Source organism: Micromonospora eburnea (assembly GCF_900090225.1).
GTDB classification, from domain to species: Bacteria; Actinomycetota; Actinomycetes; order Mycobacteriales; family Micromonosporaceae; genus Micromonospora; species Micromonospora eburnea.
Genome location: NZ_FMHY01000002.1, coordinates 756,777 through 781,383 on the forward strand (window position 1 = coordinate 756,777; position 24,607 = coordinate 781,383).

Below are 24,607 nucleotides of genomic sequence, written 5' to 3' on the forward strand. Positions count from 1 at the left end.
ACTTCTTGATCAACCCTGCCCGCCGTTGGGTGGGTGGGGGAGGATGGGGCGGGGGTGGGGGGCGTGTGGGATGTGGTTGTGGTGGGGGCCGGGCCGGCAGGGTCGGCCGCGGCGCTGGCCGCCCGGCGCGGCGGGGCCCGGGTGCTGCTGCTGGACCGGTACGACTTCCCCCGGGACAAGCCCTGCGGCGACGGGATCGCCGCGCACGCGCTGGACGTCCTCGCCGAGCTCGGCGTGACCGGCGCGGTCGACGGTTACGCTCCGCTGCCCGCGCTGCGCCTCTCCGGCCCCGGCGGCGGCACGGTGGCGCGGGCGCTGCCCCGGCCCGCGTACACGGTGCCCCGGACGGTGTTCGACGCCCGGCTGGTGGCGGCGGCGGTCGCGGCCGGCGCGGAGCTGCGCCGGCACACCGTACGCCGGGTGGAGGTGCGCGCCGACCGGGTGGTATTGGACGGGGAACTGGCCGCCCGGGCGGTGGTGGGGGCGGACGGCGCGGGCTCGGTGCTCCGCCGGGCGCTGGGCCACCCGGTCAACCCGGACCGTCACCTCGCGCTCGCCATCCGCGGTTACGCCCCGGCCCCGCCCGGCCCGCCCGAACAGGTCATCGTCACCTCGTCGCCGCGCTGGCCGGCGTACGCCTGGTCGTTCCCGATCGGTGACGGCCGGGCGAACGTCGGGTACGGGGAGGTGCTGCGGGGCGAGCCGCTGACCCGGGCGCACCTGCTGGACCGGCTGGCCGCCCTGCTGCCCGGCACCGACCCGGCCGGGGTCACCGAACTGCGCGCCCACCACCTGCCGCTGTCCACGCACCGGCCGGCGCCGGGGCGGGGGCGGGTGGTGCTGGCCGGTGACGCGCTCTCGTTGATCAATCCGTTCACCGGCGAGGGCATCTTCTACGCCCTGCGATCGGGAGCGCTGGCGGGCGCGGCGGCGGCCGGTGCCCCGGAGCAGGCGGCCCGGCGGTACGCCGACACCCTCCGCCGGCGGCTCGGCACGCACCTGCGGCACAGCTCCGTCGCCGCGTGGCTGGCCCGGCGGCGGGCGGTGGTGGACGCGGCGGTCCGCGCGGCCCGGCGGGACGACCGGGTCTACCGGACCGTGGTTGAGCTGGGGCTGGGCGACGGACGCCTGGACGCCCGTACCCTCGGCATGATCGGCTACGGTCTCGCCGGCCGGGATCAGCCACCTCGACACTGATCTTCAAGGCGGGTCGCTACCCTGCAAGGTGATGACTCTGCGGAAAATCCTCTACTCCGTGTACGAGCGCCGGCTGACGGCGACGCTCGCCGGCAAGCCGGTGCCCCGGCACGTCGGCGTGATGTGCGACGGCAACCGCAGATGGGCCCGGGACATGGGCTTCGTCGATCCCAACGACGGCCACCGGATGGGCGCCGAGCGGATCAAGGAGCTGCTGCGCTGGTGCGACGCCGCCGGTGTCGGGCACGTGACCCTCTGGCTGCTCTCCACCGACAACCTCTCCCGTCCGGCCGCCGAGCTGGACCCGCTGCTCCAGATCATCGAGGACCTCACCACCGAGCTGGCCGAGGCGGGCAACCCGTGGCGGCTGCGGATGGTCGGTGCCCTCGACGTGCTGCCCGCGCACCATGCCGTCGCGCTCAAGGCCGCCGAGGAGCGCACCCGCGACCGCAGCGGCGGCGCCCAGGTCAACATCGCCGTCGGGTACGGGGGCCGGCGCGAGATCGCCGACGCGGTCCGCTCGCTGCTGCTGGAGCACGCCGCGAACGGCGGCACCATCGAGGAGCTGGCCAACACGATCGATGTCGACCACATCTCCGAGCACCTCTACACGAAGGGTCTGCCCGATCCGGATCTGATCATCCGGACCAGCGGCGAGCAGCGCCTCTCCGGCTTCATGCTCTGGCAGAGCGCCCACTCCGAGTTCTACTTCTGTGAGCTCAACTGGCCCGATTTCCGCCGGGTCGACTTCCTCCGCGCCCTCCGCTCCTACGCCACCCGCCAGCGGCGTTTCGGCACCTGACCCCGTCGCCCCGCCGAGCGAGGAGGGTCAGCGGAGGTGGGGGAGGGCGGTGGTCAGGAAGTCGGCCAGGGCGGCGGGGGAGTCGAGGGTGAGGTCGGCGGCGTCGGCGACCTCGTGACCGGTCTCCGGGTTGGCGACGGCGACACAGACGCCGACGAAGTCCGGGTCGGCGGCCCCCCGGGCGCGCACCGCGGCGAAGGCCTTGATGTCGGAGACGTCGTCGCCGAAGTACCAGGCGCCGCCGGCGTCCCGTACCACCTCGTCGATGACCATGCCCTTGTCCCGGTCGACCGGGGGCTTCAGCTCCAGCACCATCCGCCCGGCCTGGCAGCGCAGGCCCAGCCGCTCCGCGCGGGCCCGGCCCCACTCCTGGACCAGGTCGCCGAGCTGCGGGGCGGTCCGCCAGTGCAGGGCGACGGAGAGGCGCTTGAACTCCACCAGCGCGCCGGGCGGCAGCTCGGCCCGGGCCTGCTCGGCCAGCTCGGACATGGTGGGCACCCAGGGCAGCGCGGCCGGCTCGGTGACGGTCTCGCCGCCGGAGTGGCTGTGCTCCAGGCCGTAGAGCCCGTACAGGTCGATGCCGGCGAGGCCGCCGAGGCGGTCGCGGAGGAACTCCACCGGGCGCGCGGAGACGATGGCGATCCGGCGTACGTGTGGGGCGAGCGCCTCCAGCGCGGTGAGCACCTTCGGGGCGGGCCGGACCGCGGTGGGGTCGTCGCCGACCGGCGCCAGGGTGCCGTCGAAGTCGAAGAAGAGCACCACGTCGGCGGCGCGGGCTGCGGTGGCACGCCAGGCGCGCTCGGCGTCCAACGGGGTCTTCGGCTGCTGCTTGCCCAGATTCAACGGCGGCACGCGCGTCAGCGTACCCCGGACACGAGGGCGTATTCGTGTTCGAGACGTGACGTGCGGGCGCGGCGCGGGTTCAGCGTTCGGCGGCTCCCCGGCCCCGCCGACCGAACGGCACCACGGCCGCCTCCGGACCGTGGCTGAGCAGGTAACCCTCTACGAAGCCGGCGTTCCGGTCGCCGGTGTGCGCCTCGATCTCGTTGAGCCGCGCCACCAGGAACTCGGTGAGCGCGCTGACCCGGTCGTTGAGCCGGTCGTGCAGTTCGGCGACGACGGCGAGGACCACCGCGGTGCCGGCCGTGGTGAGGCTGAAGAGGTTGACGACCAGGGGAAGCTCCCCGCCGTTCAGCACGCCGACCACCACGTTGCCGGTCACGCACGATGTCCCCGACACCACCGCGACCACGACTGCCCACCATTTCAGGGTCATGGACAGACCCCTCCTTCTGTCCCGCAGGGCCGGGTTCGGCTTGTTCCGTCCCCCCGCCGACGACGAGCCCGAGCAGTACGAATACGGACGCTAGCGTGCCCGTTCCGCCCCCGGAGCGAAACGATCGGGTCTTCCCTTCCGTTCTTTCGCCATCTGAGGAACTAGCCGGCCTCTTTACCGCTATTTCCGATATCTCCTGGAAGAGTCGGTCGATAAGCGAGATATCGGATGGTCTCCCGGATGTGGAACTTCTCCGCGTCCGAGACGCTCGGATCCACCAGTCGACGCAGCAACGCCTCGACGTCCGGGTCCATCGGCGGGGTGGGCGCGGCGGTACGCGGGGCGGTGGCCCGGTCCCAGCCCAGGGCGGTGAACGCCGCGGCCGGGTTGAGGCCCAGGCCCTCGCAGAAGGCGACCACCCGCTCCGCCTCGGGATCGCTGGCCCAGTCGCCGCGTACCCAGCGGTTGATGGTCTGGCGGGAGACGCCGGTGCGTCGGGAGACCTCGGTGCCGCTCCAGGCCCGCATGGTGCGGGCGTCGGCCAGCGCGCGGCGGACGAAGGTGGCGAAGGCGATCTTCCGTGCGTTGGCGGTCTCGGTCACCCCGTGACCGTACGGGCGGCCGGCCGTACCGGGGTGCCCCGGCACGCTGCTGTCACGCTGACGTGACGGATTCCTCGGATTTCCGGTAAACGATTCGGTGCTGTTCCTGAGGGGTGTCACCCGGTCAGGATAGATGGACGCGAGGACGGCGGTAAGCGGACGAAAAGCTGATACTGTCACGCGCATGAGACAACTTACGGTGTGTCACGTGCATGAGACGACTGGTGCTCACATGCGTCACTCCGCGGGTGACGAGGGGGTCTCGTGACCGAGCTCGCGACCCGCGCCCAGGCTTTTGGCCTGATCGCGGACGGGGTGGCCGCCGGGTTGAGCGCCCCGTGGCGCCTCTACCTGGCTCGGGGCTGTCGCTACCTCTCGCTGAGCGTGGGTGACCGGGCCGAGTGGACCGCCTGGCGCACCCACCTCGGCTGCCCGGAGCTGAGCGTGCGGGTCTACGACGTCGGTGGCGAGATCCGGCGTTCCTCGGTCGCGGAGGTGATCCTGGACGGCTGCCGGATCAGCGTCGAACTGGTGGAGGAGATCAGCACCGCCGACCTGGACGAGTTGCTGGTCGTCGACCCGCTGGTCGAGCCGGAGGAACGATGACCCGGCAGGACGCGACGCCGACGGGGGTGGCCGGATGAGTCCGTTCCTCGCCGTCGTGCTCGTACTGGTACTCGGCTCCAGCTCCTACGCGGCGGGCCGGCTGCACGGTCAGCTCAGCTACCGGATCGGTTACCGGTTCGGCTACCGACAGGGATACTTCGACGGCGACCGGGGCGCCTGGAACCGGCGGCGACGCGACGCGCAGGCTGTGATCGCCTCCGCGCTGACCCGCCCCGCGTCGGCGACGCGCGCCACGGTCCCGGTCGCCAGCACCGTCGCTCCCGTCGCGGTCGCCGCCCGGCCGGTGTCCGGCCCGCCGGGGCGGACCACCGCGACCGCACAACTCGGCGGGCTCGCCACCCGGCAGGGCACCACCTACACCGGGTCCTCGTTCAGCGCCTCTCCCGGCACAGCGGGCGGGCGGCAGACCGGGACCCTGGTCCGGCGACAGGGCTGAGGCCCACCCAGGACACGGTGCCGTCCGCGGCGGACGCGCACCGTCGGAGCCGACGTCAGACCGGTGACGGTGGCTCCGCCGGCCGGGATGCGCGCAGGGGGCATGCATCCCGGCCGGTACCGCCGGGCGTCGTTCGTCTCCCTGTCGAGTGGGATCAACTTTTCGTACTGGCCGAAGGGCCTTCGGGGCACTAGCGTCTAGGTATGGCACGGGGTTTTCCCGAGCCAGCCGGAGAGCCCGGACCTGCGACCTCGCGCACGGGGCCCGCATCCGACCCCGTGTCCACCGGGCACCGGACGAGGCGGAACACGGGCGGCCGGGTGCCCGCCCGCGGAGCAGGCCTGTGACGACTCGCCGTACCCGAGCCGGTGCCGACCAGAACCCGGCCGCGACTGCCACGACCCGCCGGACCACCCGCAGCCGCCGCGCCGCGTCCGCCGGCACCGAGGAGCCTCGACCATCCGGCCCGGCCTACGTGCTGGACACCTCGGTCCTCCTCTCCGACCCCGCGGCGTTCCACCGCTTCGCCGAGCACGAGGTGGTACTGCCGCTGGTGGTCATCTCCGAGCTGGAGGGCAAGCGGCACCACCCCGAGCTGGGCTGGTTCGCCCGTCAGTCACTGCGCATCCTGGACGAGCTGCGGGTGAAGCACGGCCGACTGGACCGCCCGGTGCCCGCCAACGACCAGGGCGGCACCCTGCGGGTGGAGCTGAACCACACCGACGACGGGGTGCTGCCGCCCGGCTTCCGCACCGACTCGAACGACGCCCGGATCCTCTCCGTGGCGCTCAACCTGGCTGCCGACGGGCGCGAGGTCACCCTGGTCAGCAAGGACATGCCGCTGCGGGTGAAGGCGGCGTCGGTCGGCCTGCGGGCCGACGAGTACCGGCACGGCCAGGCCAGCGACCCGACCTGGACCGGCATGGCCGAGCTGCAACTGGCCGAGGAGGACATCGCCCGGCTGTACGCGGGGGAGACGCTGGACGTCGACGAGGCCGCCGGCCTGCCCTGCCACACCGGGCTGGTGCTGCACTCGACGCGCGGCTCGGCGCTCGGCCGGGTGCTGCCCGACAAGACCGTACGGCTGGTCCGCGGCGACCGGGAGGCGTTCGGCGTGCACGGCCGGTCGGCGGAGCAGCGGATCGCGCTGGACCTGCTGCTGGACGAGTCGATCGGCATCGTCTCGCTGGGCGGCCGGGCCGGCACCGGCAAGTCCGCGCTGGCGCTCTGTGCCGGCCTGGAGGCGGTGATGGAGCGCCGCCGGCACAAGAAGGTGATCGTCTTCCGCCCGCTCTACGCCGTCGGCGGCCAGGAACTCGGCTACCTGCCCGGCTCGGAGTCGGAGAAGATGTCGCCGTGGGCCCAGGCGGTCTTCGACACCCTCGGCGCGGTGGTGCACGAGAACGTGCTGGAGGAGGTCACCTCCCGTGGCCTGCTGGAGGTCCTGCCGCTGACCCACATCCGTGGCCGCAGCCTGCACGACGCCTTCGTCATCGTCGACGAGGCGCAGTCGCTGGAGCGGGGCGTCCTGCTCACCGTCCTGTCCCGGATCGGGCAGGGGTCACGGGTGGTGCTGACCCACGACGTCGCCCAGCGGGACAACCTGCGGGTGGGTCGGCATGACGGGGTGACCGCGGTGATCGAGGCGCTGAAGGGCCATCCCCTCTTCGCGCACGTCACCCTCACCCGTTCGGAGCGTTCTCCGATCGCCGCCATGGTCACTGATTTGTTGGAGGACACCCCGCTCTGACGTCGGATTCACCCCTCTTTGGGGGCTATTTCATGTGTGGTGCAGATCACAATTGGCTCCCTTGGTTTCCCATCCGCCTCACTGTGCGCAATGGTGTCCATCGAGCGTCTCAAACAACTCCAGTTTCGGCGCGGCTGACGCCGCGCAGCTACGACGGCTTCAGTTCGGCGCGTCCGACGCCCGGCCAGAAGGCCGTCACTGGAGCCGTCGCATGCACCGGGAAGATCGTCGAGCATCGTCCGCCACGGAGGCGGAGAGCCACGGACACCGGTGCGGCGGCTGCGACCGCGAGGGTCGGGGCGCTCACGGCGCCGGCGCGGCCACCGACGGCCACGCGTCGCGTCGTGTCCTTGCACCCGACGAAGGGACCACTTCGTGAGTCGGCTGTGGAGCCGGTTCGGCGCCCGCACGGCCGCTGTCGCGCTGCTCTCCGTGGGCGTTGCCGGCGGCTACTACCTGGGCGAAGACCGACAGACCCAGCAACAGGGCCTGACCGCGCAGGTCGGCCTGCAGGTCGACCAGGCGGAGTACGCGTACCAGCGTGACCTGCAGGCCGGCCAGCGCGTGGAGTCGGCCCGGCAGCGGGCCGCCGAGTACCAGGCGAAGCTGCGCGCCGCGGCGGCGGCAAAGGATGCCGCTGAGCGGGCCCGCAAGGCCGAGGAGGCGGCCGCCACGCGCAAGCGGGATCGGTTGGCGGCCGAGGCCGCGGCCAAGGCGGCCAAGCCGTACGACGGCCCGATCCCGAGCTCCTGCAACGAGTACAGCGGCAACCGGCAGATCGGCTGCGCGATCATGCTGGGCGAGGGCTTCGGTATCGACCAGTTCCCGTGCCTGGACAAGCTCTGGACCAAGGAGAGCGGCTGGAACCACAAGGCCCTCAACTCGGGGTCCGGGGCGTACGGGATCCCGCAGGCCAGGCCCGGCAGCAAGATGGGCACGGTCGCGGACGACTGGAAGACCAACCCGGCCACCCAGATCAAGTGGGGCCTCGGCTACATCAAGGGCCGGTACGACACCCCGTGCGGCGCCTGGCAGCACTCGCAGAACAGCGGCTGGTACTGACCGGACGGGCCCGACGGCGGGGTGGCTGGAACCGTACACCCCGCCGTCGTGCTGGCGGCGCGGCCCGGGACGCGAGTGGCGGTTGGCCCCGTTTACTGATAGCTGTTGACAGGTGACCTGGCGCGGTGGCCCGATGGGCGGCGATCCCCACCGGTTCGGCAGTGAGGCGTTCTACGCCGCACTGGGCCGGGCCTTCGTCGCGATGTGCGCCGTCGTACCGGTGCTGTTCCTCGTCGAGGCGCTCGACGCCGGCCTGCGCCTCGACCTGGACGTGGCCGCCGGGATCATCCCGCACCGGATCCAGGGGCTCGACGGGGTGTTCTTCTCGCCCTTCCTGCACGCCGACTTCAACCACCTCTACAGCAACAGCATCCCGCTGATCCTGCTCGGCACCTTCGTCCTGGCCGCCGGCACCCGCCGCTTCCTCTGGTCGACCATGGTGATCATCCTCGTCAGCGGGCTGGGGGTGTGGTTCACCGGCTCGCCCAACTCGGTGGTGGTCGGCGCGAGCGGGGTCATCTTCGGCTACCTCGGCATCCTGCTCACCCGGGGCATCGTCGAACGGAGCTGGTGGAACTTCGCCGTGGTGCTGCTGGTCGGCCTGCTCTACGGGTGGCAGCTGATCGGCATCCTGCCCACCGACGAGCGCATCTCCTGGCAGGGGCACCTCTTCGGGCTGCTCGGCGGGATCGTGGCGGCGATCCTGTTCCGCCGCCGGCCGGAGCTGTCGGCGTCGGAGCGGCCCGGGTCGCCGACCGCCACCCTGGGCTGACCGGCTGTCGGCGCGTCCGCGGGACGTGCTTGCCCCGGGGGCCTCGACCCGCCTACCGTCGGCATCAGCACGCGTAGATCCGTGACCCGAAAGTGACGGTACGCCATGCGCGAGGTCGATGTCGCCGTGATCGGCGCCGGTCCGTCCGGGCTCTTCGCCGCCTACTACGCCGGGTTTCGCGGGCTCTCGGTGGCGGTGATCGACGCGCTGCCCGAACCGGGCGGCCAGGTGACCGCCATGTACCCGGAGAAGCTCATCCTCGACGTCGCCGGATTTCCCGCGATCAAGGGCCGGGAGCTGGTGGCGAACCTGGTCGCGCAGGCCGCCCCGTTCCACCCCGAGTACCTGCTCGGCACCCGGGCCGAGAAGCTCGCCTACCTCGACGGGCGGCCGGTGCTCGGGCTCGCCGGGGGCGAGCAGCTGCACTGCGGGGCGGTGCTGGTGACCGGCGGGCTGGGCAGCTTCACGCCCCGGCCGCTGCCGGTGGCCGATGGTTTCCTGGGCGCCGGGATCGTCTACTTCGTGCCGCAGCCGGCCGAGCTGGCCGGCCAGGACGTGCTCATCGTGGGCGGCGGGGACTCGGCCTTCGACTGGGCGGTCACGCTCCAGCCGATCGCCCGGTCGGTGACCCTGGTGCACCGGCGGGAGAAGTTCCGCGCCCACGCCTCGACCGTCGCCCGGGTGCGGTCGCTGCCCGTGCGCGTGGTGGTCAACGCCGAGGTGACCCGGCTGTACGGCGAGGACCAGGTCACCGGCGCCGAGCTGACCGTACGCGGCTGCGCGGTGGAGAAGGTGCCGGCGAGCAGCGTGGTCGCCGCACTCGGCTTCACCGCCGACCTCGGGCCGCTCGCCGAGTGGGGGCTGACCCTGGACCGGCGGCACATCGTGGTGGACAGCACCATGGCCACCAACCTGCCCCGGGTCTTCGCCGCCGGGGACATCACCGAGTACCCGGGCAAGGTCCGGCTGATCGCCACCGGCTTCGGCGAGGCCGCCACGGCGGTGAACAACGCGGCCGTCGCGATCGACCCGACCGCCCACCTCTTCCCCGGGCACTCCTCCGACGGCGGCTGAGGCCGGATCCTGCCGAGACGTGGCCTGATTCTCGCCGGGGGCATGGCCTGATCGAGACCGGGCGTGGCACGCCCGTTGCGGCCGAGGGTGCCGGACGAACCGGCCCGCTGAGGCTCAGGGGAGGCCGATCAGGTCAGCCATCAGGGCGGTCTGGTGGTCGAAGTACTCGTCGCGATGCGGGACGAGCGGCTTCAGCCGGCCGAACAGCTCGAAGCTGATCAGCCCGAAGAGCTGGGTCCAGCCGGCCATCCCCCGGGCCAGCAGCGCCTCGGGCAGCCCGGGGACGAATCCGGCGGCCAGCTCCGCGAGGTCGGCGCGGACCGGCTCGGGCAGGTTTTCGTCGGGCGGGCTGAGCCGGCCGTCGGCGAGACCGTCGCGCAGGATGCCGACCAGGATCAGCGGGGGCCGCGACGCCGGCGCGACGGTGTCCTCCGGGGCCGCGTACCCGGGGACGGGGCTGCCGTAGAGCAGCGCGTACTCGGCGGGGTGGGCCAGTGCCCAGTCTCGGGCGGCCCGGCACACCGCGTGCCAGCGCCCGCGCAGGTCGGCCCGGTCGGCGCCGGTGTCGGCCGCCTCCACCGCGTCGCCGAGCGCGTCGTACGCCTCCAGGATCAGCGCGGTGAGCAGGTCGTCCCGGCTGGGGAAGTAACGGTAGATCGCGGAGGAGACCATGCCCATGTCGCGGGCGACCGCGCGCAGCGAGAGGTTCGCGCCGTCGGTGGCGAGGTGGCGGCGGGCCACCGCCTTGATCTCGTCGATCATCCCGGCGCGGACCCGGGCGCGGAGCGAGGGAGCGACCATGCCTCCACTCTGCCACGGGAGAGGGCGCTGATTCAAACAGAGAGCACTGCTCTTGACGGTGGGCGGTAATAGGGTTCATGATGAGTGCATCGCTGCGAGAGCACTGCTCTCACCGCGGATCCCTGCTTCGAAAGGTGACTCCCATGGCCCTGCACGTGATCGTCGGCGCCGGACCCGTCGGCACCGCCACCGCCCGCCTGCTCGCCGAGCGCGGCGACCGGGTGCGGGTGGTGACCCGCCGTGGCACCGGACCCGAGCACCCGGCCGTCGAGCGGGTCGCCGCCGACGCCGCCGACTCCGCCCGGCTCACCACGTTGACCGAGGGTGCGGTGGCCCTGTACAACTGCGCCAACCCGGCGTACCACCGGTGGCCGGTCGACTGGCCGCCGCTGGCCGCCGCGCTGCTCACCGCCGCCGAGCGGACCGGCGCGGTGCTCGCGACCGTCGCCAACCTCTACGGGTACGGGCCGGTCGACGCCCCGATGACCGAGGCGACCCCGCTCGCCGCGACCGGCACCAAGGGGCGGGTACGGAACCGGATGTGGGCCGACACGCTCGCCGCGCACCAGGCCGGCCGGATCCGCATGACCGAGGTACGCGGCTCCGACTACCTCGGCGTCGGCGGCACCGGGCTGGCGATGATGGTGCTTCCCCGGGTGCTCGCCGGGCGGCGGGTGTTCCTGCCGGTCGACTGGGACGCCCCGCACACCTGGACGTACATCCCGGATGTCGCCCGTACCCTGGTCGCCGCCGCGACCGACGAGCGGGCCTGGGGACGGGCCTGGCACGTGCCCAGCGCGCCCGCCGTGCCGATGCGGGACCTGGCCGCCCGCGCGGCGGCCCTGGTCGGCGCGCCGGCGCCGAAGCTGACCCGGATGCCCTACCCGGTGCTCTGGCTCGGCGGACTCGCCGACCCGATGGCCCGTGAGCTGCGGGAAACCGCCCACCAGTTCGCCCGGCCGTTCGTGATGGACTCGACCGCCGCCACCGCCACCCTCGGCATCGAGCCGACGCCGCTGGACCAGGCGATCAAGGAGATCGTGGCGGGGCTGCGCCGTTGAGCGGTCGGGACGGCGTTAGCAGGGGGCCCCTGCTATACCGCAGGCGTTAACAGGGGACCCCTCCTTACGAGCGGAGCGCCGCGATGAGGACCGCGACCAGGGTCAGCGCCGCGCCGAGCAGGGTGGCCGGCCCGGGGTGCGAGGCAGCGGTCGGCAGCACCGTGTCCAGCAGGACGGCCCCGACGATCTGCCCGGCGATGGTGGCCAGACCGAGCAGCAGCACCCCGGTGAAGCGGACGATCGCGGCGGCCAGCGCGATGAACACGATGCCGATCGGGCCGCCCAGATAGAGCCATGGCTCGCTCGGGAAGCCACCGGCCGGGCGGCCCCGGACCGCCACCTCCACGGCGAGGGTGGCGAGCAGTGCCACCGTGCCGACGGCGAAGTTGACCAGGGTGGCGGTCATCGCGCTGCCAGCCGCGCCCCGTACCCGACCGTTCACCGCCTGCTGCCAGGCGATGCCCACCCCGGCCGCCATCGGCAGCAGGGCCAGCGCCAGGGCCCTCGGGTCGCCGAGCCGGCCGCTCACCGCCAGCAGCACGGCCAGCACCGTCAGCACCGCGCCGACCAGGCGGTTCGGGGTGACCGGTTGCCGCCCGGTCGGGCCGATGCCGGCCCGGTCGACCAGCAGGCTGCTGCCGGACTGCCCGGCCACCACGGCGACGGTGAACACGGCCACGCCCAACGTGCCGATGGTCAGCCCCTGGGTGGCGACCAGGAAGGCGCCGCACAACCCGCCGAGGCACTGCCACGGCCGCAGCGAGCCCTCGCGCAGCGCCGCCCGGAGGGCGGCCAGGCCACGCCGGCCGCCCGGGGTGGCGGGGACCAGCACCAGCAGCACCAGCAGGCCCAGGCCGAACGAGACCACCGCGGCGGCGATCCCGTCGGCCAGTCGTACGCCCAACTCGCCGTTGATCCGGGACTGGACGGCCACCGCGACCCCTGAGGCGGTGGCCAGCCCGACGCCGGCGACCCGCCGCCCCGTCGGCAGCGTGGGGGGTGTCGCCGTCGCGGTCGCGGTCACTCCTGCTCGGCCAGGGGCCGGCCGTCGAAGTCGACCGCCGAGTAGAGGGCGAGCTTCTCCAACCGGTGGTACGAGTCGATCACCCGGATCGTGCCGCTCTTGGAGCGCATCACGATCGACTGGGTGTACGCCCCGCCGGCCCGGTAGCGCACGCCGCGCAGCAGGTCGCCGGAGGTGACCCCGGTGGCCACGAAGAAGCAGTTGTCCCCGGTGACCAGGTCGTCGGTGAACAGCACCCGGTCCAGGTCATGTCCGGCCGCCAGCGCCTTCTCCCGCTCCTCGGCGTCCCTCGGCCAGAGCTTGGCCTGCATCATCCCGCCCATGCACTTGAGGGCGCAGGCGGCCGTGATGCCCTCCGGGGTGCCGCCGATGCCCATCAGCACGTCGACGTCGGACTCGCCGCGGGCCGCCGCGATGGCGCCGGCGATGTCGCCGTCCGAGATGAACCGAATGCCCGCCCCGGTACGCCGGATCTGCTTCACCAGGTCGTCGTGCCGGGACCGGTCCAGCACGCAGACCGTCACCTCGGCGACATCGGTTCCCTTGATCTTGGCGATCCGGCGGAGGTTCTCGGCCACCCCGGCGTTGATGTCGACCGCGTCGGCGTACATCGGGCCGACGGCGAGCTTCTCCATGTAGAAGACGGCGCTCGGGTCGAACATCGCGCCGCGCTCGGCCACCGCGAGCACCGCGAGAGCGTTCGGCATGCCCTTGCTCATCAGCGTGGTGCCGTCGATCGGGTCGACCGCCACGTCCACCTCGGGACCGCTCCCGTCACCGACCTCCTCGCCGTTGAAGAGCATCGGGGCGTTGTCCTTCTCGCCCTCGCCGATCACCACGACACCGCGCATCGGGATCGAGTTGATCAGCTTGCGCATGGCGTCGACAGCTGCCCCGTCGCCGCCCTCCTTGTCGCCCCGACCGACCCAGCGGCCGGCGGCCATCGCTGCGGCCTCGGTGACCCGGACCAGGTCGAGGGCGAGGTTACGGTCGAGATTCTGTGGCGTCCGCGTCCCGGTGGTTGTCATGACGGCTTCCTCCTCGCGACGTTGCGGGGTGGACCGGCGGGATGCGGCCGTCGCCGCCGCCGGCTCTGTGGTTGATCCTCACACGGCGGCAGGTCCCGCGCCGGGGCGGGGCGGAGGAGGCCCGACCGGCGTCACCCGGACGGCTGCGACAATGGGCAGGTGGAAGCCGCACAGCCTGCCGACCGCGTACCCGCCGACGCCACCTCGCCGGATGGCCGGCCGCCCGTCCGGGCGACCGCCGGGCCGGCACTGGAGGCCGGGAAACCGGCGCCGGTCGAATCGGCGGCCGCCCCCGCGCCGGTGGCCGGTTCGGGCGAGCCGGCCGTGATCGAGCCGGCCGACGTGCCGGCCCGGGGCGAGGCGGGCCGCCACCCGGCGTCGCCCGTCGGCGGGGGCCGGTCGCGCTCCGAGCGGTCGCCGAAGGACATGGCGCTCTCGCTGCTGGTGCTGCTGGTCCCGATCGCGCTGCTGCTCGCCTTCTACCGGGGGTTCCTCGGTGGCGAGCAGCCGACCACCGTTGACCCGACGACCGCCATCGAGCAGGCCCGGGAGGAGGCCGCCTTCCCGGTCAGCCAGCCCACGGGGCTGGGCTCGGACTGGCGTACGGTGAGCGCCCGTTACCGGGCCGAGCCGGGCGGGGCGACGCTGCGGATCGGCTACCTGACCCCGGCGGGACGCGGAGCGCAGCTCGTGGAGAGCAACGTGCCCGCAGACAAGCTGCTCCCGGCCGAGCTGAGCGGCGGCCAGCCGCAGGGCCCGGCCGCCCTGCCCGGCGGAAGCTGGCAGCGTTACACCGCCCGCAGCAACGAGCAGGCTCTCGTCCTGCTGGAGCCGACCCGCACAGTGATCGTGATCGGTGACGCCGGGGAGAACGAGCTGCGTGCGCTGGCTACCGCGCTGCGCTGACCGTTCACTTGCCCGGCCGCGGAATGTCGGGTCGGTCCGTTAGGCTGCCCCGGTCCGACAACCGGCACGACCGATGTGTCGGGAAAGCAACCGGAAAGAGAACGACGTGAACATTCGACGGTGGAGCGCCGGCGTCCTCGCCGCTGCCCTGTTCGTCCCCGGTCTGGCCGCCTGCAAGTCTGAGGACGGCTCGCCCACCGCCGGCAGCACCTCCGCCGCCAAGCCGGCGGACCCGAAGGAGGCGCTGCTGGCTTCCACCAAGGAGCTCCAGAAGGGCAACTTCACCTTCACCATCAAGGGCGGTGAGCTCAACGGCGAGGGCACCGTGCACCTGCCGTCCAAGAGCGCCGAGATGAAGATGGAGACCAGCTCCGAGGAGCTGTCGATGAACATGCACCTGGTCTTCATCGACAACGACAGCTGGGTCAAGCTGGAGCTCGGTGGCGCGATGGCCGACGCCGTGCCGGCCTTCAAGGCGATGAAGGGCAAGTACCAGCACCTCGACCGGAGCAAGCTGGACGGGGTCAAGGAGCTGAGCTTCGACTTCGCCGACGTCGACCCGGCTGGCGCCGAGAAGATGATCAATGCGATCACCGACGTCAAGCAGACCGGTGACGGCGCGTACGAGGGCACGATCGACGCCACCAAGGCGGCCGACTCCGACCTGCTCGACGAAGACACCATCAAGACCCTGGGCGCCCAGGCCAGCGCCCTGCCGTTCACCGCGAAGGTCGACGGGCAGGGGCGGCTGAGCGAGCTGACCGTCCAGGTGCCCGCCGTCGGCAGCGCCAAGGCGCAGACCCTGACCGTCACGTACGCCAACTACGGCTCCGCCACCGCCCCCAAGGCGCCGGCCGCCAGCCAGGTCGTCGAGGCGTCCGACCAGCTCTACGAGATGTTCAAGGGCTGAGCCCGAGGGCCGGTCGGGGAGGCTGTTCCAGCAGCCCCGACCGGCGCCGGTGAGAAGGGTCGCCCGCGGACCGGACAGGGATTGCGGAACGCCACTTCAGGGAACAGAGGAGGGCACGAGCCCGCCGGGGCCGTCAGGCCGGCCGGACGCGGCTCGTGCGCCGCAGTCGCGGGTGAGAGCTGCGGCGTCCCACCTCCGGCGCCCTCGTGGGCCGGACGACCCACCTGGAGTGGTTCACGTGAAGATTCGACGCTTCAGCGCGGCGGCCTTCGCCGTGGCGCTGCTCAGCCCCGGCCTCGCCGCCTGTAACGACAACGCGACCGGCGAGGCGGCGTCCTCCGGATCGCCGGCCGTCTCCGGCAGCATCGCCCCGAGCGGCACGCCCGGCACCGGCGACGCCAAGCAGGCCCTGCTCGACTCCACCAACGCGATCCGCGACGGGAACTTCCGGTTCACCGTGTCCGGCGCGGGCTCGACCGCCGAGGGGCAGGTGCACGAGCCGAGCCAGAGCGCGGAGATGCGGCTGACGATGGGCGACCCGTCATCCGACCTGACCATGAAGCTGGACCTGATCCACTACAGGCCGGACAGTTGGGTGAAGCTGGAGCTGGGTGGCAGGGCCGCCGCCGGCGTGCCCGGCCTGCGACAGCTCAACCTCGGCAGGTACCAGCACCTCGACCAGACCCGGATCAGGGGTAACCGGGCGCTGGGCTTCGACTTCGACCGCCTCGACCCGGCCGGCAGCGCCGTACTGACCCGGGGCGTCACCGAGGTCCGCCGCACCGGCGACGGCACGTACGCGGGCACGCTCGACGTGTCGCAGGCGGCCGAGGCCGGCTCGGTCGACCCGGCGCTGATCACCGCGCTCGGGGCGCAGGCCAAGGCGGTGCCGTTCACCGCCAGGGTCGACTCGCAGGGGCGGCTCAGCGAGCTGGTGATGCAGGTGCCGGCCGCCGGCCAGAGCGCTGCCCAGGAGATCAAAATCACGTACGCCGACTACGGCAACGCCACCGCCGCCCAGAAGCCCCCGGCGGACCAGGTCGTCGAGGCGCCGCCGGAGTTCTACAACCTCTTCAACTGAGGACGACGACCCCGACGGGGCGGCCGCGACCGTCCCGTCACGGCTCGGCGCCGTCCCCGGGCCGGTGGACCTCGGTCAGGCGTCGGCGCGCTGGCGGGCGGCGTCGATGCGCGCCCGCGCGCCGTCCAGCCAGCGCTGGCAGGTCTCGGCGAGCCGCTCGCCGCGCTCCCAGAGCGCCAACGACTCCTCCAGCGAGGTGCCGCCGGCCTCCAGCCGCTCGACCACGGTGGCCAACTCGGCGCGGGCCTGCTCGTAGCTGAGCCGCTCGTCCTTCTTCTCGTCAGTCATCGCACCCATCCTCGTGCAGAGTCGTCAGCCGTCGACCGTCGCGGTCAGCTCGCCCTCGGCGAGGCGTACCCGCAGCGGGTCGCCCTTGGTCACCTCGCCGGCGGCCCGGACCACCTGGCCGTCGGCGCGTTGGACGATCGCGTACCCCCGGTCGAGGGTGGCCGCCGGGGAGAGGGCGCGCAGCCGGGCCAGGGTGTGCCGCAGGTCGTCGGCGGCGGCGTCGAGCCGGTGGTCCAGGCAGCGGCCCGCCCGGTCGCGCAGCGCGGCGACGTCGGCGGCCCGCTGGTCGACCATCACCTGCGGGCGGGCCAGCACCGGCCGGGAGCGGAGCAGGTCGAGGCGGTGCTGCTCCCGGTCGACCAGGTTGCGGACCGCCCGCTCCAACCGGGACCGGGCCTGGCCGATGAGGCGTACCTCCTCGGCGAGGTCGGGGACGATCCGCTTCGCCGCGTCGGTCGGCGTCGACGCGCGGAGGTCGGCGACGTAGTCCAGCAGCGGCGCGTCCGTCTCGTGGCCGATCGCGCTGACCACCGGCGTCCGGCAGGCGAAGACCGCCCGACAGAGCGCCTCGTCGGAGAAGGGCAGCAGGTCCTCGATGCTGCCGCCGCCCCGGGCGATGACGATCACGTCGACCGTCGGGTCGGCGTCGAGCACCTTCAGCGCGTCCACGATCTGCGGCACCGCACCCGGCCCCTGCACCGCGACGTTGACCGTGCGGAACTCCACCGCCGGCCAGCGCCGCCGGGCGTTGGTCAGCACGTCCCGCTCGGCGGCCGAGGCACGGCCGGTGATCAGGCCGATCCGCCCGGGCAGGAACGGCAGGCGGCGCTTGCGGGCCCGGTCGAAGAGCCCCTCGGCGGCGAGCAGTTTCTTGAGCTTTTCCAGCCGGGCCAGCAGCTCGCCCAGCCCGACCTGGCGGATCTCGTCGGCCCGCAGGCTGAGCGTGCCCCGTGCGGCGTAGAACTCGGGTTTGGCGTGCAGCACCACCCGCGCGCCCTCGCGCAGCTCCGGCGCGCCCGCGTCGAGTACGTCCCGGTTGGTGGTGACGGTCAGGCTGAGATCGGCCGACGGGTCACGCAGGGTGAGGAAGACCGTGGTCGCGCCGGGCCGGCGGCTGATCTGCGCGACCTGCCCGTCCACCCACACCCAGCCCAGCCGGGCGATCCAGGCGCCGATCTTCTGGCTGACCACCCGGACCGGCCACGGCTCCTCCGACGTGCTCTGTCCCCCGTCACTCACCCGCCCACCCTACGGCCCACCCCTGACGATCAAGAGGTTCGCGTCCGGAGGCCGGGCGTTTCCAGACGTAAACCTCTTGATCGACGCGATCTGGGGTGGGGTGGGGGCGGCCCTGGCGGGTCGCAGCCGCTGTCGGGGAAAGATCGGGCACGTACGATGGTCGGGTGACTGAGGCTGAGACGACTCCCCAGACCGGCAAGCGCGTGCTCCTGGCCAAGCCCCGCGGCTACTGCGCGGGCGTGGACCGGGCGGTGCAGACCGTCGAGGAGGCGTTGAAGCTGTACGGCGCCCCGATCTACGTCCGCAAGCAGATCGTGCACAACAAGCACGTGGTGCGGACCCTGGAGGCCAAGGGCGCGATCTTCGTGGAGGAGAACGAGGAGGTGCCCGAGGGCGCCACCGTCATCTTCTCCGCGCACGGCGTCGCTCCCGAGGTGTACGAGCAGGCGAAGGCGCGCTCGCTCAAGGCGATCGACGCGACCTGCCCGCTGGTCACCAAGGTGCACCAGGAGGCCCGGCGGTTCGCGGCCGAGGACTACGACATCCTGCTGATCGGTCACGAGGGGCACGAGGAGGTCATCGGCACCGCCGGCGAGGCCCCCGCGCACATCCAGCTCGTGGACGGCCCGGACGGCGTCGACAAGGTCACCGTGCGTGACCCGAACAAGGTCGTCTGGCTCTCCCAGACCACCCTCTCCGTGGACGAGACCATGGAGACCGTGGCCCGGCTCAAGCAGAAGCTGCCGCTGCTCCAGTCGCCGCCGAGCGACGACATCTGCTACGCCACCTCCAACCGTCAGCACGTGGTGAAGGAGATCGCCGCGGACTGCGACGTGGTGATCGTGGTCGGCTCGCGCAACTCGTCCAACTCGGTACGCCTGGTCGAGGTGGCCGTGGACGCGGGTGCCCGCGCGGGGCACCTGGTCGACTTCGCCCACGAGATCGACGAAGCCTGGCTGGCCGACGCCCGTACGGTCGGCGTCACCTCCGGTGCCAGCGTGCCGGACGAACTCGTCCAGCAGGTGCTCGCGTATCTGGCCGAGCGGGGCTTCACCGACGTCGAGGAGATCACCACCGCCAACGAGCGGCTGACCTTCTCGCTGCCGCAGGAGCTCAAGCGGGACCTGAAGGCCGCCGCGGCCGCACGCGGCTGACGGGCCGGAACGAATCGCCCGCCGGATACGTCCAACCGCTCATGAAGACTCCTCGGACGGCGTTCGTCGCCCTGCTCGCCTGGGCGGCGCTGAGCGCCTGCGCCGGCCCGGGCACCGAGCCCGCCAGCTCCGGCCCGACAGGAGGCCCGGTGACCAGCGCACCCAGCTCCGAGCCCAGCGCCACCCCGAGTGACCCGACGGCACCGACCGGTCCGGCGCCGACCTCGCCCGGCGTCACCACCCTCAGCGGCACCGTGCAGGCCGGCGTGGAGCCGAACTGCCTGCTGCTGGACGGCAACCTGCTGGTCGGCGGCCCGCGTGACGTGCTGAAGGCGGGCGCTCGGGTGACCGTCACCGGCCATCCACAGCCGGACCTGATGACCACCTGCCAGCAGGGCATTCCCTTCGTCGTCGAGTCGGCCAAGACCGCCTGACCGCCCACGGGCCCGCCGCCCGCCGTTGGCCCGCCTGGTTGATCATGAGGTTGCTGGTCGCCGCCTCGGCGGTCGCGACAACAACTTCCTGATCACCGGCGGGGTGGCTCGGCGGGGTCGGTCGGGAGGAGTTCGGGGGCCTGCGGCTGGCGGGGGGCCAGCTCCAGTTGGGGCGGGGTGGGCAGCTCCTGGTCGGAGACGCCCAGCTCGGCGAGCTTGCGGGCGCTGACCAGCACCCGCGCCTCCAGCGAACCGACCGCCCGGTTGTACGCGGTCACCGCCCCGCCCAACGACGCGCCCAGCTTGCCGACGTGGTCGCCGAGGGTGGACAGCCGCCCGTACAGCTCGCGGGCCAGGGTGTGCACGGTGGCGGCGTTGCGGGCCAGCGCCTCCTGCCGCCACGAGTAGGCCACCGTACGCAGCAGCGCCACCAGGGTCGCCGGTGTGGCCAGCACCACGTTGCGGGCGAAGGCGTGCTCCAGCAGCGTCGGGTCGCGCTGCAACGCCACGTCGAGGAACGGATCGGCTGGTACGAAGAGCACCACGAACTCGGGGGACGGGTCGAACGCGGCCCAGTAGGACTTGGCGGCCAGCGAGTCCACGTGCGCCCGCAGGTGCCGCGCGTGCGCGTCGAGGTGGGTGTCCCGCCCCCGCTCGTCGCGCGCCTCCATCGCGGTCAGGTACGCGTCGAAGGGCGCCTTGGCGTCGACCACCACCGTCCGGCCACCGTGCAGCCGGACCACCAGGTCGGGGCGTACCCCCTGGTGGTCGGTGGCGGCGGTGACCTGCTCGTTGAAGTCGCAGTGCTCCAGCATGCCGGCCGCCTCCACGATCCGGCGCAGCTGGTGCTCGCCCCAGCGCCCCCGGACCTGCGGGGCGCGCAGCGCCGCGACGAGCTGCTTGGTCTCGGTGCGCAGTTCACCGGAGACCGTGCCCATCGCCCGCACCTGTTCGCGCAGCTCGGCGTACGCGTCGACCCGGTCGCGTTCCAGCTCGGTGACGCGCTGCTCGTAACGCCGGAGGGTGTCGTGGAGCGGGGCCACCGCCCGCGCGACGGCCTCCTGGGACTGCGCGGTCGCCTCGTAGCTGAGCGCCCGCATCGACTGCTCCAGCCGGCCCTCACCCGCCCGGGCGGCGGCGAGGGTCGCCTCCAGCCGGGCCACCTCGGCCGCCGACCGGGCTCGGGCGGCCAGCCAGCCCACCGCGCCACCCGCAGCGAGACAGACGATCACCATGGCCAGCGTTGCGAAGCTCGTCACCCTCTGAAGCTTGCCAAACGGGTACGACGTGACTCGGGTGGGTACCGTCGAGTGATGAGAGCTGTGCTGTGCCTTGTCCTGGTGCTGATGCTCGGAGGTGCGCTGGTGTTCTGGCGGTCGGGAAGCAGGTCGCGGCGAGACACCGAGTTGGCCGACGCCCGAGCCGAGGCGCAGCGCTGGTACGAACGGCTCGGTGGGCAGTTGATGAACCTGCACGGCGACGCCCCGGCGGTACGCCAGGCGCTGGCCGACGCGGGGGAGCGGTACAACGCGGCCGGCTCCCAGCTGGAGCAGGCGCGTACCCCGCACCAGTTCGCGTTGGCCCGGGAGACCGCGCTCGAGGGGCTGGCGTACATCCGGGCGGCGCGGACCGCGATGGGCATCGACCCGGGGCCGGAGCTGCCGTCGCTGGCCGCCGCTCGGGGCGCCGGGATGCTGACCAGGGAGCGCGAGGTCAACGTGCAGGGGCAGACCTACCGGGCCGGGCCGACACCGGGCAACCAGACGCCGTACTACTACCCTGGCGGCACGTGGCAGGGGCGGCGGGTGCCGGCCGGCTGGTACTCGACGCCGTGGTGGAAGACCGCGCTCGGTGCCGGTGCCGGCGTGCTCGGCGGCATGCTCATCGCCGACGCACTCTTCTCGCCCGCCTTCGGCGACCCCGGCCACGGCTACGAGGCCGGCTACCAGGAGGGGTTCCAGGACGGCTTCGGTGACGGCCAGGGCTACGGCGACCAGGCCGGTGGCGACTTCGGCGGCGACCAGCTCGGCGGTGGCGACTTCGCCGGCGGCCAGGGCGGCGGCGACTTCTCCGGCGGCGATTTCGGTGGCTTCGGCGGCGGGGACTTCGGCGGTTTCGGTGGGGGCGACTTCGGCGGGGACTTCGGCGGCGGCGACTGGTGACGCCCGGCCCACGCGCGGCGCAGTTGTGTTAAGAGGGGCCCCCTGCTCTGCGGAATCCGTTAACAGGGGGCCCCTCCTTGCACCTCAGCCGGTGTTGCGCATGCCGGCGGCGATGCCGTTGACCGTGGTCAGCAGCGCCCGCTCCAGCGCCGTACCGTCGTTCGGGGCGCGGCGGCCCCCGGGCGCGGTCGCCACCGCTCGGCCGGCGGCACCGGAGTCGCGGTACTGGCGCAGCAGCGCCACCTGGAGGTGGTGTAGCGGCTCCAGGTAGGTGTCCCGCACGGCCAGGGTGCGCTGGAGCACGGGCGAGTTCTCCAGCAGCGCCGGTGAGGCGGTGACCGCCAGCACCTCCTGCTTGGTCAGCTCGTACTCCTCCTGGATCTTGTCGAAGATCGGGTGCAGCTTCTTCGGGACCAGCGTCTCCACGTACCGGCGGGCGATGCTCAGGTCGGTCTTGGTCAGCATCATCTCCACGTTCGACAGGAACGTGCGGAAGAAGTGCCAGTTGCGGTGCATCTCGGCGAGCACGTCCTGCAGGCCGGTGGCCCGCGCGGCGGCCAGGCCGGAGCCCACGCCGAACCAGCCGGGCACGATCTGCCGGGTCTGGGTCCAGCCGAACACCCACGGGATGGCCCGCAGGCCGGCCAGGCCGGCGCCGGTGTTCGGCCGCTTCGCCGGCCGGGAGCCGATGTTGAGCGCCCCCAGCAGCTCCGTCGGGGTGGAGGCCCAGAAGTACGCGGCCAGGTCCGGATTCTCGACCAGCGACCGGTACGACCGGAACGCCGCCTCGGAGACCACGTCCATGGTGGCGTCCCAGCGTTCCAGCATCTCGGCCGGCTGCCGGGGCGCGGTGTGCAGCAGCGTCGCCTGGAGCACCGCGGCGACGGTCAGCTCCAGGTTCTCCCGGGCCAGCGCGGGCAGCGTGTACTTGTCGGAGATGACCTCACCCTGCTCGGTCACCTTGATCGCGCCGTCCAGGGTGCCGTACGGCTGGGCCAGGATCGCGTCGTGGGTGGGGCCGCCGCCCCGGCCCACCGTGCCGCCGCGGCCGTGGAACAGCCGCAGGTGCACGCCGTGCCGGGCGGCCACGTCGCGCAGCGCGCGCTGGGCCCGGTGGATCGACCACTGGCTGGTGGTGATGCCGGCCTCCTTGTTGGAGTCGGAGTAGCCCAGCATCACCTCCTGCACGTCGCCCCGGGCCGCGACCAGCGCCCGGTAGGCGGGAAGCGACAGCAGCTCGTCCAGCAGTTCGCCGCCACTGTTCAGCTCGGACGGGGTCTCCAGCAGCGGGACGAAGCCGATCCGGGCCCGGCCGCTGTGCACGTCGACCAGGCCGGCCTCGCGGGCCAGCACCACCGCGGCGAGCACGTCGTCCACGCCCAGGGTCATCGAGATGATGTACGACTCGATCACCTCGGTGCCGAACCGGTCCTGCGCCTCCCGGATCGCCGCGAAGACGTCGAACGTCTTCTGCGCGTTCTCGGTGAGCGGGCTGTCCAGGGTGGAGAGCGGCCGGCGGCCGGCCAGCTCGTCGGCGAGCAGCTTGGTGCGCTCCAGCCGGGTCAGCGACGGGTAGTCGGACACCTCCCCGACCGCACCGTAGAACTGGGCGAGGACCGCGTGGTGCGCCTCGGCGTGCTCGCGGACGTCCATGGTCGCCAGGTGCAGCCCGAACGCGGACACCGTACGGATCGTCGAGGCGAGCCGGCCCACGGCGGTGAGCTGCCCGGAGTTGCGGGCCAGCGAGGCGCGCAGCAGCTCCAGGTCGGCGATCAGCTCGGCCGAGCCGCGGTAGTCCCGCCCCGGGACGTGCGGGGTGCCGTTGCGCAGCCGCTCCCGGGTGTTGGCCAGCTTCGCCTTCACGCAACGCGCCTTGAGCCGGTACGGCTCCTCGGCGTTGACCCGGCGGAACCGGGGCGCCACCTCGGGCAGCGCGTCCAGGTCGGCGGCGAGGCTGGCGGAGAGGTCCAGCGAGACCGCGCGCAGCCGGCGGGAGACGGAGACCTCGCTGATGAGCGCGTCCATCGCCTTCTCGGTGGCCTCGATGCCGTGCTCGTGTTGGATGCGCAGCACCTCGCGGGTGACCGTGGGGGTGACGAAGGGGTTGCCGTCCCGGTCGCCGCCGATCCAGGTGCCGAAGGTCAGCGGGCGGGCGGTCGGCGAGGTCTCCACCCCCAGGGTGCGCAGCGTGTCGGCGAGGTCGTCGAGGACCTGCGGGGCGGCCTCGGCGTAGAGGTCGCGCAGGTAGTAGATGGCGTTGCGGGCCTCGTCGGTCGGGTCCGGTCGGTCCAGCCGCAGCTCGTCGGTCTGCCACATCAGGTCCAGCAGCTCGGCCAGCCGCCGGTTGGCCGGGCCCTCGTCGCTGGCCCCGTAGAGGATGGCCTTGGCGGTCTCGGCGTCCAGCTCGTCGGCCACGGCGCGCAGCTTGGACAGGATCGACCGGCGGGCCGCCTCGGTCGGGTGGGCGGTGAAGACCGGGCGTACCGCGAGCCGGCGGGCCACCGCGGCGATCTCCTCGGCCGGCACCCCCCGCTCGGCGATCATCCGGGCCGCCTGGTCCAGCCAGCCGCCGTGCACGGCTCGGCGCCGGCGCAGGTCACGGGCCCGGTGCACCTGCTCGGTGATGTTGGCCAGGTGGAAGTAGGTGGAGAAGGCGCGGGCCAGCTTGGTGCCGGTGGTGACGTCGAGTCCGGCGAGGCGCTGGGCGGCGGCGGGGGCGTCGGATCGGACCTGGGCGCGGATCTCCTCGACCAGGTCGAGCAGCGGTCGGCCCTCCTGTCGGGCGAGGGTCTGCCCGAGCAGCGTGCCGAGGCGGCGGATGTCGGCCCGCAGTGCGGCGTCCGGGCCGTCGTGGTCGTGCTGGTCGGTCACGGGTGCGCTCCTTACGCGAGTACGAAGGACAGCGCTGTCCGACTCCCTGG

At 72.9% G+C, this 24,607-nt stretch carries 25 protein-coding genes; 15 read left to right on the forward strand and 10 right to left on the reverse strand.

Translation table 11 applies throughout. The features are described 5' to 3' along the window. Positions 1–63: 63 nt before the first annotated feature. Together GA0070604_RS03840 and GA0070604_RS03845 are read left to right on the forward strand one after the other, a co-directional pair. Positions 64–1,197, forward strand: coding sequence for a geranylgeranyl reductase family protein (locus GA0070604_RS03840; RefSeq protein ID WP_091114216.1), 1,134 nt, complete (start codon positions 64–66; stop codon positions 1,195–1,197). A gap of 31 nt (positions 1,198–1,228) precedes the next feature. Beyond that, positions 1,229–1,999: an isoprenyl transferase gene (locus GA0070604_RS03845; protein WP_091114223.1), complete on the forward strand. Its 771-nt coding sequence runs from the start codon at positions 1,229–1,231 to the stop codon at positions 1,997–1,999. 27 nt (positions 2,000–2,026) lie between these two features. On the opposite strand, the gene otsB is transcribed toward GA0070604_RS03845, so the two are convergent. From otsB to GA0070604_RS03860, 3 genes are all read right to left on the reverse strand, one after another. After that, a complete protein-coding gene (gene otsB, locus GA0070604_RS03850; RefSeq protein WP_091114225.1) occupies positions 2,027–2,851 on the reverse strand; it encodes a trehalose-phosphatase in 825 nt (274 codons plus the stop codon). 70 nt (positions 2,852–2,921) lie between these two features. Continuing rightward, positions 2,922–3,275: a hypothetical protein gene (locus GA0070604_RS03855; protein WP_091114248.1), complete on the reverse strand. Its 354-nt coding sequence runs from the start codon at positions 3,273–3,275 to the stop codon at positions 2,922–2,924. A 161-nt stretch (positions 3,276–3,436) separates the two neighbouring features. Beyond that, positions 3,437–3,877, reverse strand: a complete 441-nt coding sequence (locus GA0070604_RS03860) for an XRE family transcriptional regulator (protein WP_091126886.1) — start codon at positions 3,875–3,877, stop codon at positions 3,437–3,439. 264 nt (positions 3,878–4,141) lie between these two features. Between GA0070604_RS03860 and GA0070604_RS03865 the strand changes: the two genes are divergently transcribed. From GA0070604_RS03865 to GA0070604_RS03895, 6 genes are all read left to right on the forward strand, one after another. Next, on the forward strand, positions 4,142–4,483 hold the full coding sequence (locus GA0070604_RS03865; RefSeq protein WP_091114251.1) for a hypothetical protein: 342 nt from the start codon (positions 4,142–4,144) through the stop codon (positions 4,481–4,483). 34 nt (positions 4,484–4,517) lie between these two features. Beyond that, positions 4,518–4,940 carry a hypothetical protein gene (locus tag GA0070604_RS03870; RefSeq protein ID WP_091114254.1) on the forward strand — a complete coding sequence of 141 codons (423 nt, stop codon included), beginning with the start codon at positions 4,518–4,520 and terminating at the stop codon, positions 4,938–4,940. 343 nt (positions 4,941–5,283) lie between these two features. Beyond that, a complete protein-coding gene (locus tag GA0070604_RS03875; protein WP_091114258.1) occupies positions 5,284–6,690 on the forward strand; it encodes an RNA 5'-3' helicase PhoH2 in 1,407 nt (468 codons plus the stop codon). A 375-nt stretch (positions 6,691–7,065) separates the two neighbouring features. Further along, positions 7,066–7,752, forward strand: a complete 687-nt coding sequence (locus GA0070604_RS03885) for an aggregation-promoting factor C-terminal-like domain-containing protein (protein WP_091114265.1) — start codon at positions 7,066–7,068, stop codon at positions 7,750–7,752. Between the two features lie 133 nt (positions 7,753–7,885). Beyond that, on the forward strand, positions 7,886–8,524 hold the full coding sequence (locus GA0070604_RS03890; RefSeq protein ID WP_091114268.1) for a rhomboid family intramembrane serine protease: 639 nt from the start codon (positions 7,886–7,888) through the stop codon (positions 8,522–8,524). A 105-nt stretch (positions 8,525–8,629) separates the two neighbouring features. Continuing rightward, on the forward strand, positions 8,630–9,598 hold the full coding sequence (locus tag GA0070604_RS03895) for an NAD(P)/FAD-dependent oxidoreductase (RefSeq protein WP_091114272.1): 969 nt from the start codon (positions 8,630–8,632) through the stop codon (positions 9,596–9,598). Between the two features lie 114 nt (positions 9,599–9,712). Here GA0070604_RS03895 and GA0070604_RS03900 read toward each other — a convergent pair whose 3' ends face one another. After that, positions 9,713–10,399, reverse strand: coding sequence for a TetR/AcrR family transcriptional regulator (locus GA0070604_RS03900; RefSeq protein ID WP_091114277.1), 687 nt, complete (start codon positions 10,397–10,399; stop codon positions 9,713–9,715). A gap of 143 nt (positions 10,400–10,542) precedes the next feature. Between GA0070604_RS03900 and GA0070604_RS03905 the strand changes: the two genes are divergently transcribed. Further along, positions 10,543–11,460, forward strand: a complete 918-nt coding sequence (locus tag GA0070604_RS03905; RefSeq protein WP_091114281.1) for an NAD-dependent epimerase/dehydratase family protein — start codon at positions 10,543–10,545, stop codon at positions 11,458–11,460. A 64-nt stretch (positions 11,461–11,524) separates the two neighbouring features. Here GA0070604_RS03905 and GA0070604_RS03910 read toward each other — a convergent pair whose 3' ends face one another. Together GA0070604_RS03910 and glpX are read right to left on the reverse strand one after the other, a co-directional pair. Then, positions 11,525–12,484, reverse strand: coding sequence for a DMT family transporter (locus GA0070604_RS03910; RefSeq protein WP_091114284.1), 960 nt, complete (start codon positions 12,482–12,484; stop codon positions 11,525–11,527). Next, on the reverse strand, positions 12,481–13,512 hold the full coding sequence (glpX, locus tag GA0070604_RS03915; RefSeq protein ID WP_091114287.1) for a class II fructose-bisphosphatase: 1,032 nt from the start codon (positions 13,510–13,512) through the stop codon (positions 12,481–12,483). Before glpX ends, GA0070604_RS03910 begins: the two co-directional genes overlap by 4 nt. Positions 13,513–13,671: 159 nt before the next feature. Here glpX and GA0070604_RS03920 point away from each other — a divergent pair, with 159 nt between their 5' ends. The 3 genes from GA0070604_RS03920 (at position 13,672) to GA0070604_RS03930 (ending at position 16,409) form a co-directional block, all read left to right on the forward strand. Continuing rightward, entirely contained in the window at positions 13,672–14,418 is a 747-nt protein-coding gene (locus tag GA0070604_RS03920; protein ID WP_091114290.1) for a DUF4245 domain-containing protein, read from the forward strand. A 106-nt stretch (positions 14,419–14,524) separates the two neighbouring features. Further along, positions 14,525–15,328 (forward strand): hypothetical protein, encoded by an 804-nt coding sequence (locus GA0070604_RS03925; RefSeq protein WP_244161733.1) that lies wholly within the window; start codon positions 14,525–14,527, stop codon positions 15,326–15,328. A 238-nt stretch (positions 15,329–15,566) separates the two neighbouring features. Further along, positions 15,567–16,409 carry a hypothetical protein gene (locus GA0070604_RS03930; RefSeq protein WP_091114296.1) on the forward strand — a complete coding sequence of 281 codons (843 nt, stop codon included), beginning with the start codon at positions 15,567–15,569 and terminating at the stop codon, positions 16,407–16,409. Positions 16,410–16,484: 75 nt separating this feature from the next. Here the strand turns inward: GA0070604_RS03930 and GA0070604_RS03935 are convergent, their stop codons facing one another. Together GA0070604_RS03935 and xseA are read right to left on the reverse strand one after the other, a co-directional pair. Next, positions 16,485–16,697, reverse strand: a complete 213-nt coding sequence (locus tag GA0070604_RS03935; RefSeq protein WP_091114300.1) for an exodeoxyribonuclease VII small subunit — start codon at positions 16,695–16,697, stop codon at positions 16,485–16,487. Positions 16,698–16,721: 24 nt separating this feature from the next. Continuing rightward, positions 16,722–17,936 (reverse strand): exodeoxyribonuclease VII large subunit, encoded by a 1,215-nt coding sequence (gene xseA / locus GA0070604_RS03940; RefSeq protein ID WP_091114304.1) that lies wholly within the window; start codon positions 17,934–17,936, stop codon positions 16,722–16,724. Positions 17,937–18,100: 164 nt separating this feature from the next. On the opposite strand from xseA, the gene GA0070604_RS03945 reads away from it, so the two are divergent. Both GA0070604_RS03945 and GA0070604_RS03950 read left to right on the forward strand, forming a co-directional pair. Then, positions 18,101–19,090 carry a 4-hydroxy-3-methylbut-2-enyl diphosphate reductase gene (locus tag GA0070604_RS03945; protein WP_091114308.1) on the forward strand — a complete coding sequence of 330 codons (990 nt, stop codon included), beginning with the start codon at positions 18,101–18,103 and terminating at the stop codon, positions 19,088–19,090. A 41-nt stretch (positions 19,091–19,131) separates the two neighbouring features. Beyond that, the gene (locus GA0070604_RS03950) at positions 19,132–19,524 is read left to right on the forward strand and encodes a hypothetical protein (protein ID WP_091114312.1); all 393 of its coding nucleotides are present in this window, start codon (positions 19,132–19,134) and stop codon (positions 19,522–19,524) included. A 92-nt stretch (positions 19,525–19,616) separates the two neighbouring features. On the opposite strand, the gene rmuC is transcribed toward GA0070604_RS03950, so the two are convergent. Beyond that, complete coding sequence (gene rmuC / locus GA0070604_RS03955) at positions 19,617–20,759, reverse strand: DNA recombination protein RmuC (RefSeq protein ID WP_091114315.1); 1,143 nt, start codon at positions 20,757–20,759, stop codon at positions 19,617–19,619. A 78-nt stretch (positions 20,760–20,837) separates the two neighbouring features. Here rmuC and GA0070604_RS03960 point away from each other — a divergent pair, with 78 nt between their 5' ends. Then, a complete protein-coding gene (locus GA0070604_RS03960) occupies positions 20,838–21,686 on the forward strand; it encodes a hypothetical protein (protein ID WP_091114319.1) in 849 nt (282 codons plus the stop codon). Positions 21,687–21,770: 84 nt separating this feature from the next. Here GA0070604_RS03960 and ppc read toward each other — a convergent pair whose 3' ends face one another. Beyond that, positions 21,771–24,557 carry a phosphoenolpyruvate carboxylase gene (gene ppc, locus GA0070604_RS03965; protein WP_091114322.1) on the reverse strand — a complete coding sequence of 929 codons (2,787 nt, stop codon included), beginning with the start codon at positions 24,555–24,557 and terminating at the stop codon, positions 21,771–21,773. Positions 24,558–24,607 lie beyond the last annotated feature (50 nt).

Bases quoted from the DNA above. Each gene is read 5' to 3' on its own strand.
- GA0070604_RS03900 (WP_091114277.1), bottom strand. From the start codon at position 10,399: ATGGTCGCTCCCTCGCTCCGCGCCCGGGTCCGCGCCGGGATGATCGAC.
- GA0070604_RS03845 (WP_091114223.1), top strand. From the start codon at position 1,229: ATGACTCTGCGGAAAATCCTCTACTCCGTGTACGAGCGCCGGCTGACG.
- GA0070604_RS03935 (WP_091114300.1), bottom strand. From the start codon at position 16,697: ATGACTGACGAGAAGAAGGACGAGCGGCTCAGCTACGAGCAGGCCCGC.
- GA0070604_RS03895 (WP_091114272.1), top strand. From the start codon at position 8,630: ATGCGCGAGGTCGATGTCGCCGTGATCGGCGCCGGTCCGTCCGGGCTC.
- GA0070604_RS03950 (WP_091114312.1), top strand. From the start codon at position 19,132: ATGAAGACTCCTCGGACGGCGTTCGTCGCCCTGCTCGCCTGGGCGGCG.
- GA0070604_RS03870 (WP_091114254.1), top strand. From the start codon at position 4,518: ATGAGTCCGTTCCTCGCCGTCGTGCTCGTACTGGTACTCGGCTCCAGC.
- GA0070604_RS03855 (WP_091114248.1), bottom strand. From the start codon at position 3,275: ATGACCCTGAAATGGTGGGCAGTCGTGGTCGCGGTGGTGTCGGGGACA.
- GA0070604_RS03905 (WP_091114281.1), top strand. From the start codon at position 10,543: ATGGCCCTGCACGTGATCGTCGGCGCCGGACCCGTCGGCACCGCCACC.
- GA0070604_RS03890 (WP_091114268.1), top strand. From the start codon at position 7,886: ATGGGCGGCGATCCCCACCGGTTCGGCAGTGAGGCGTTCTACGCCGCA.
- GA0070604_RS03960 (WP_091114319.1), top strand. From the start codon at position 20,838: ATGAGAGCTGTGCTGTGCCTTGTCCTGGTGCTGATGCTCGGAGGTGCG.
- glpX (WP_091114287.1), bottom strand. From the start codon at position 13,512: ATGACAACCACCGGGACGCGGACGCCACAGAATCTCGACCGTAACCTC.
- rmuC (WP_091114315.1), bottom strand. From the start codon at position 20,759: ATGGTGATCGTCTGTCTCGCTGCGGGTGGCGCGGTGGGCTGGCTGGCC.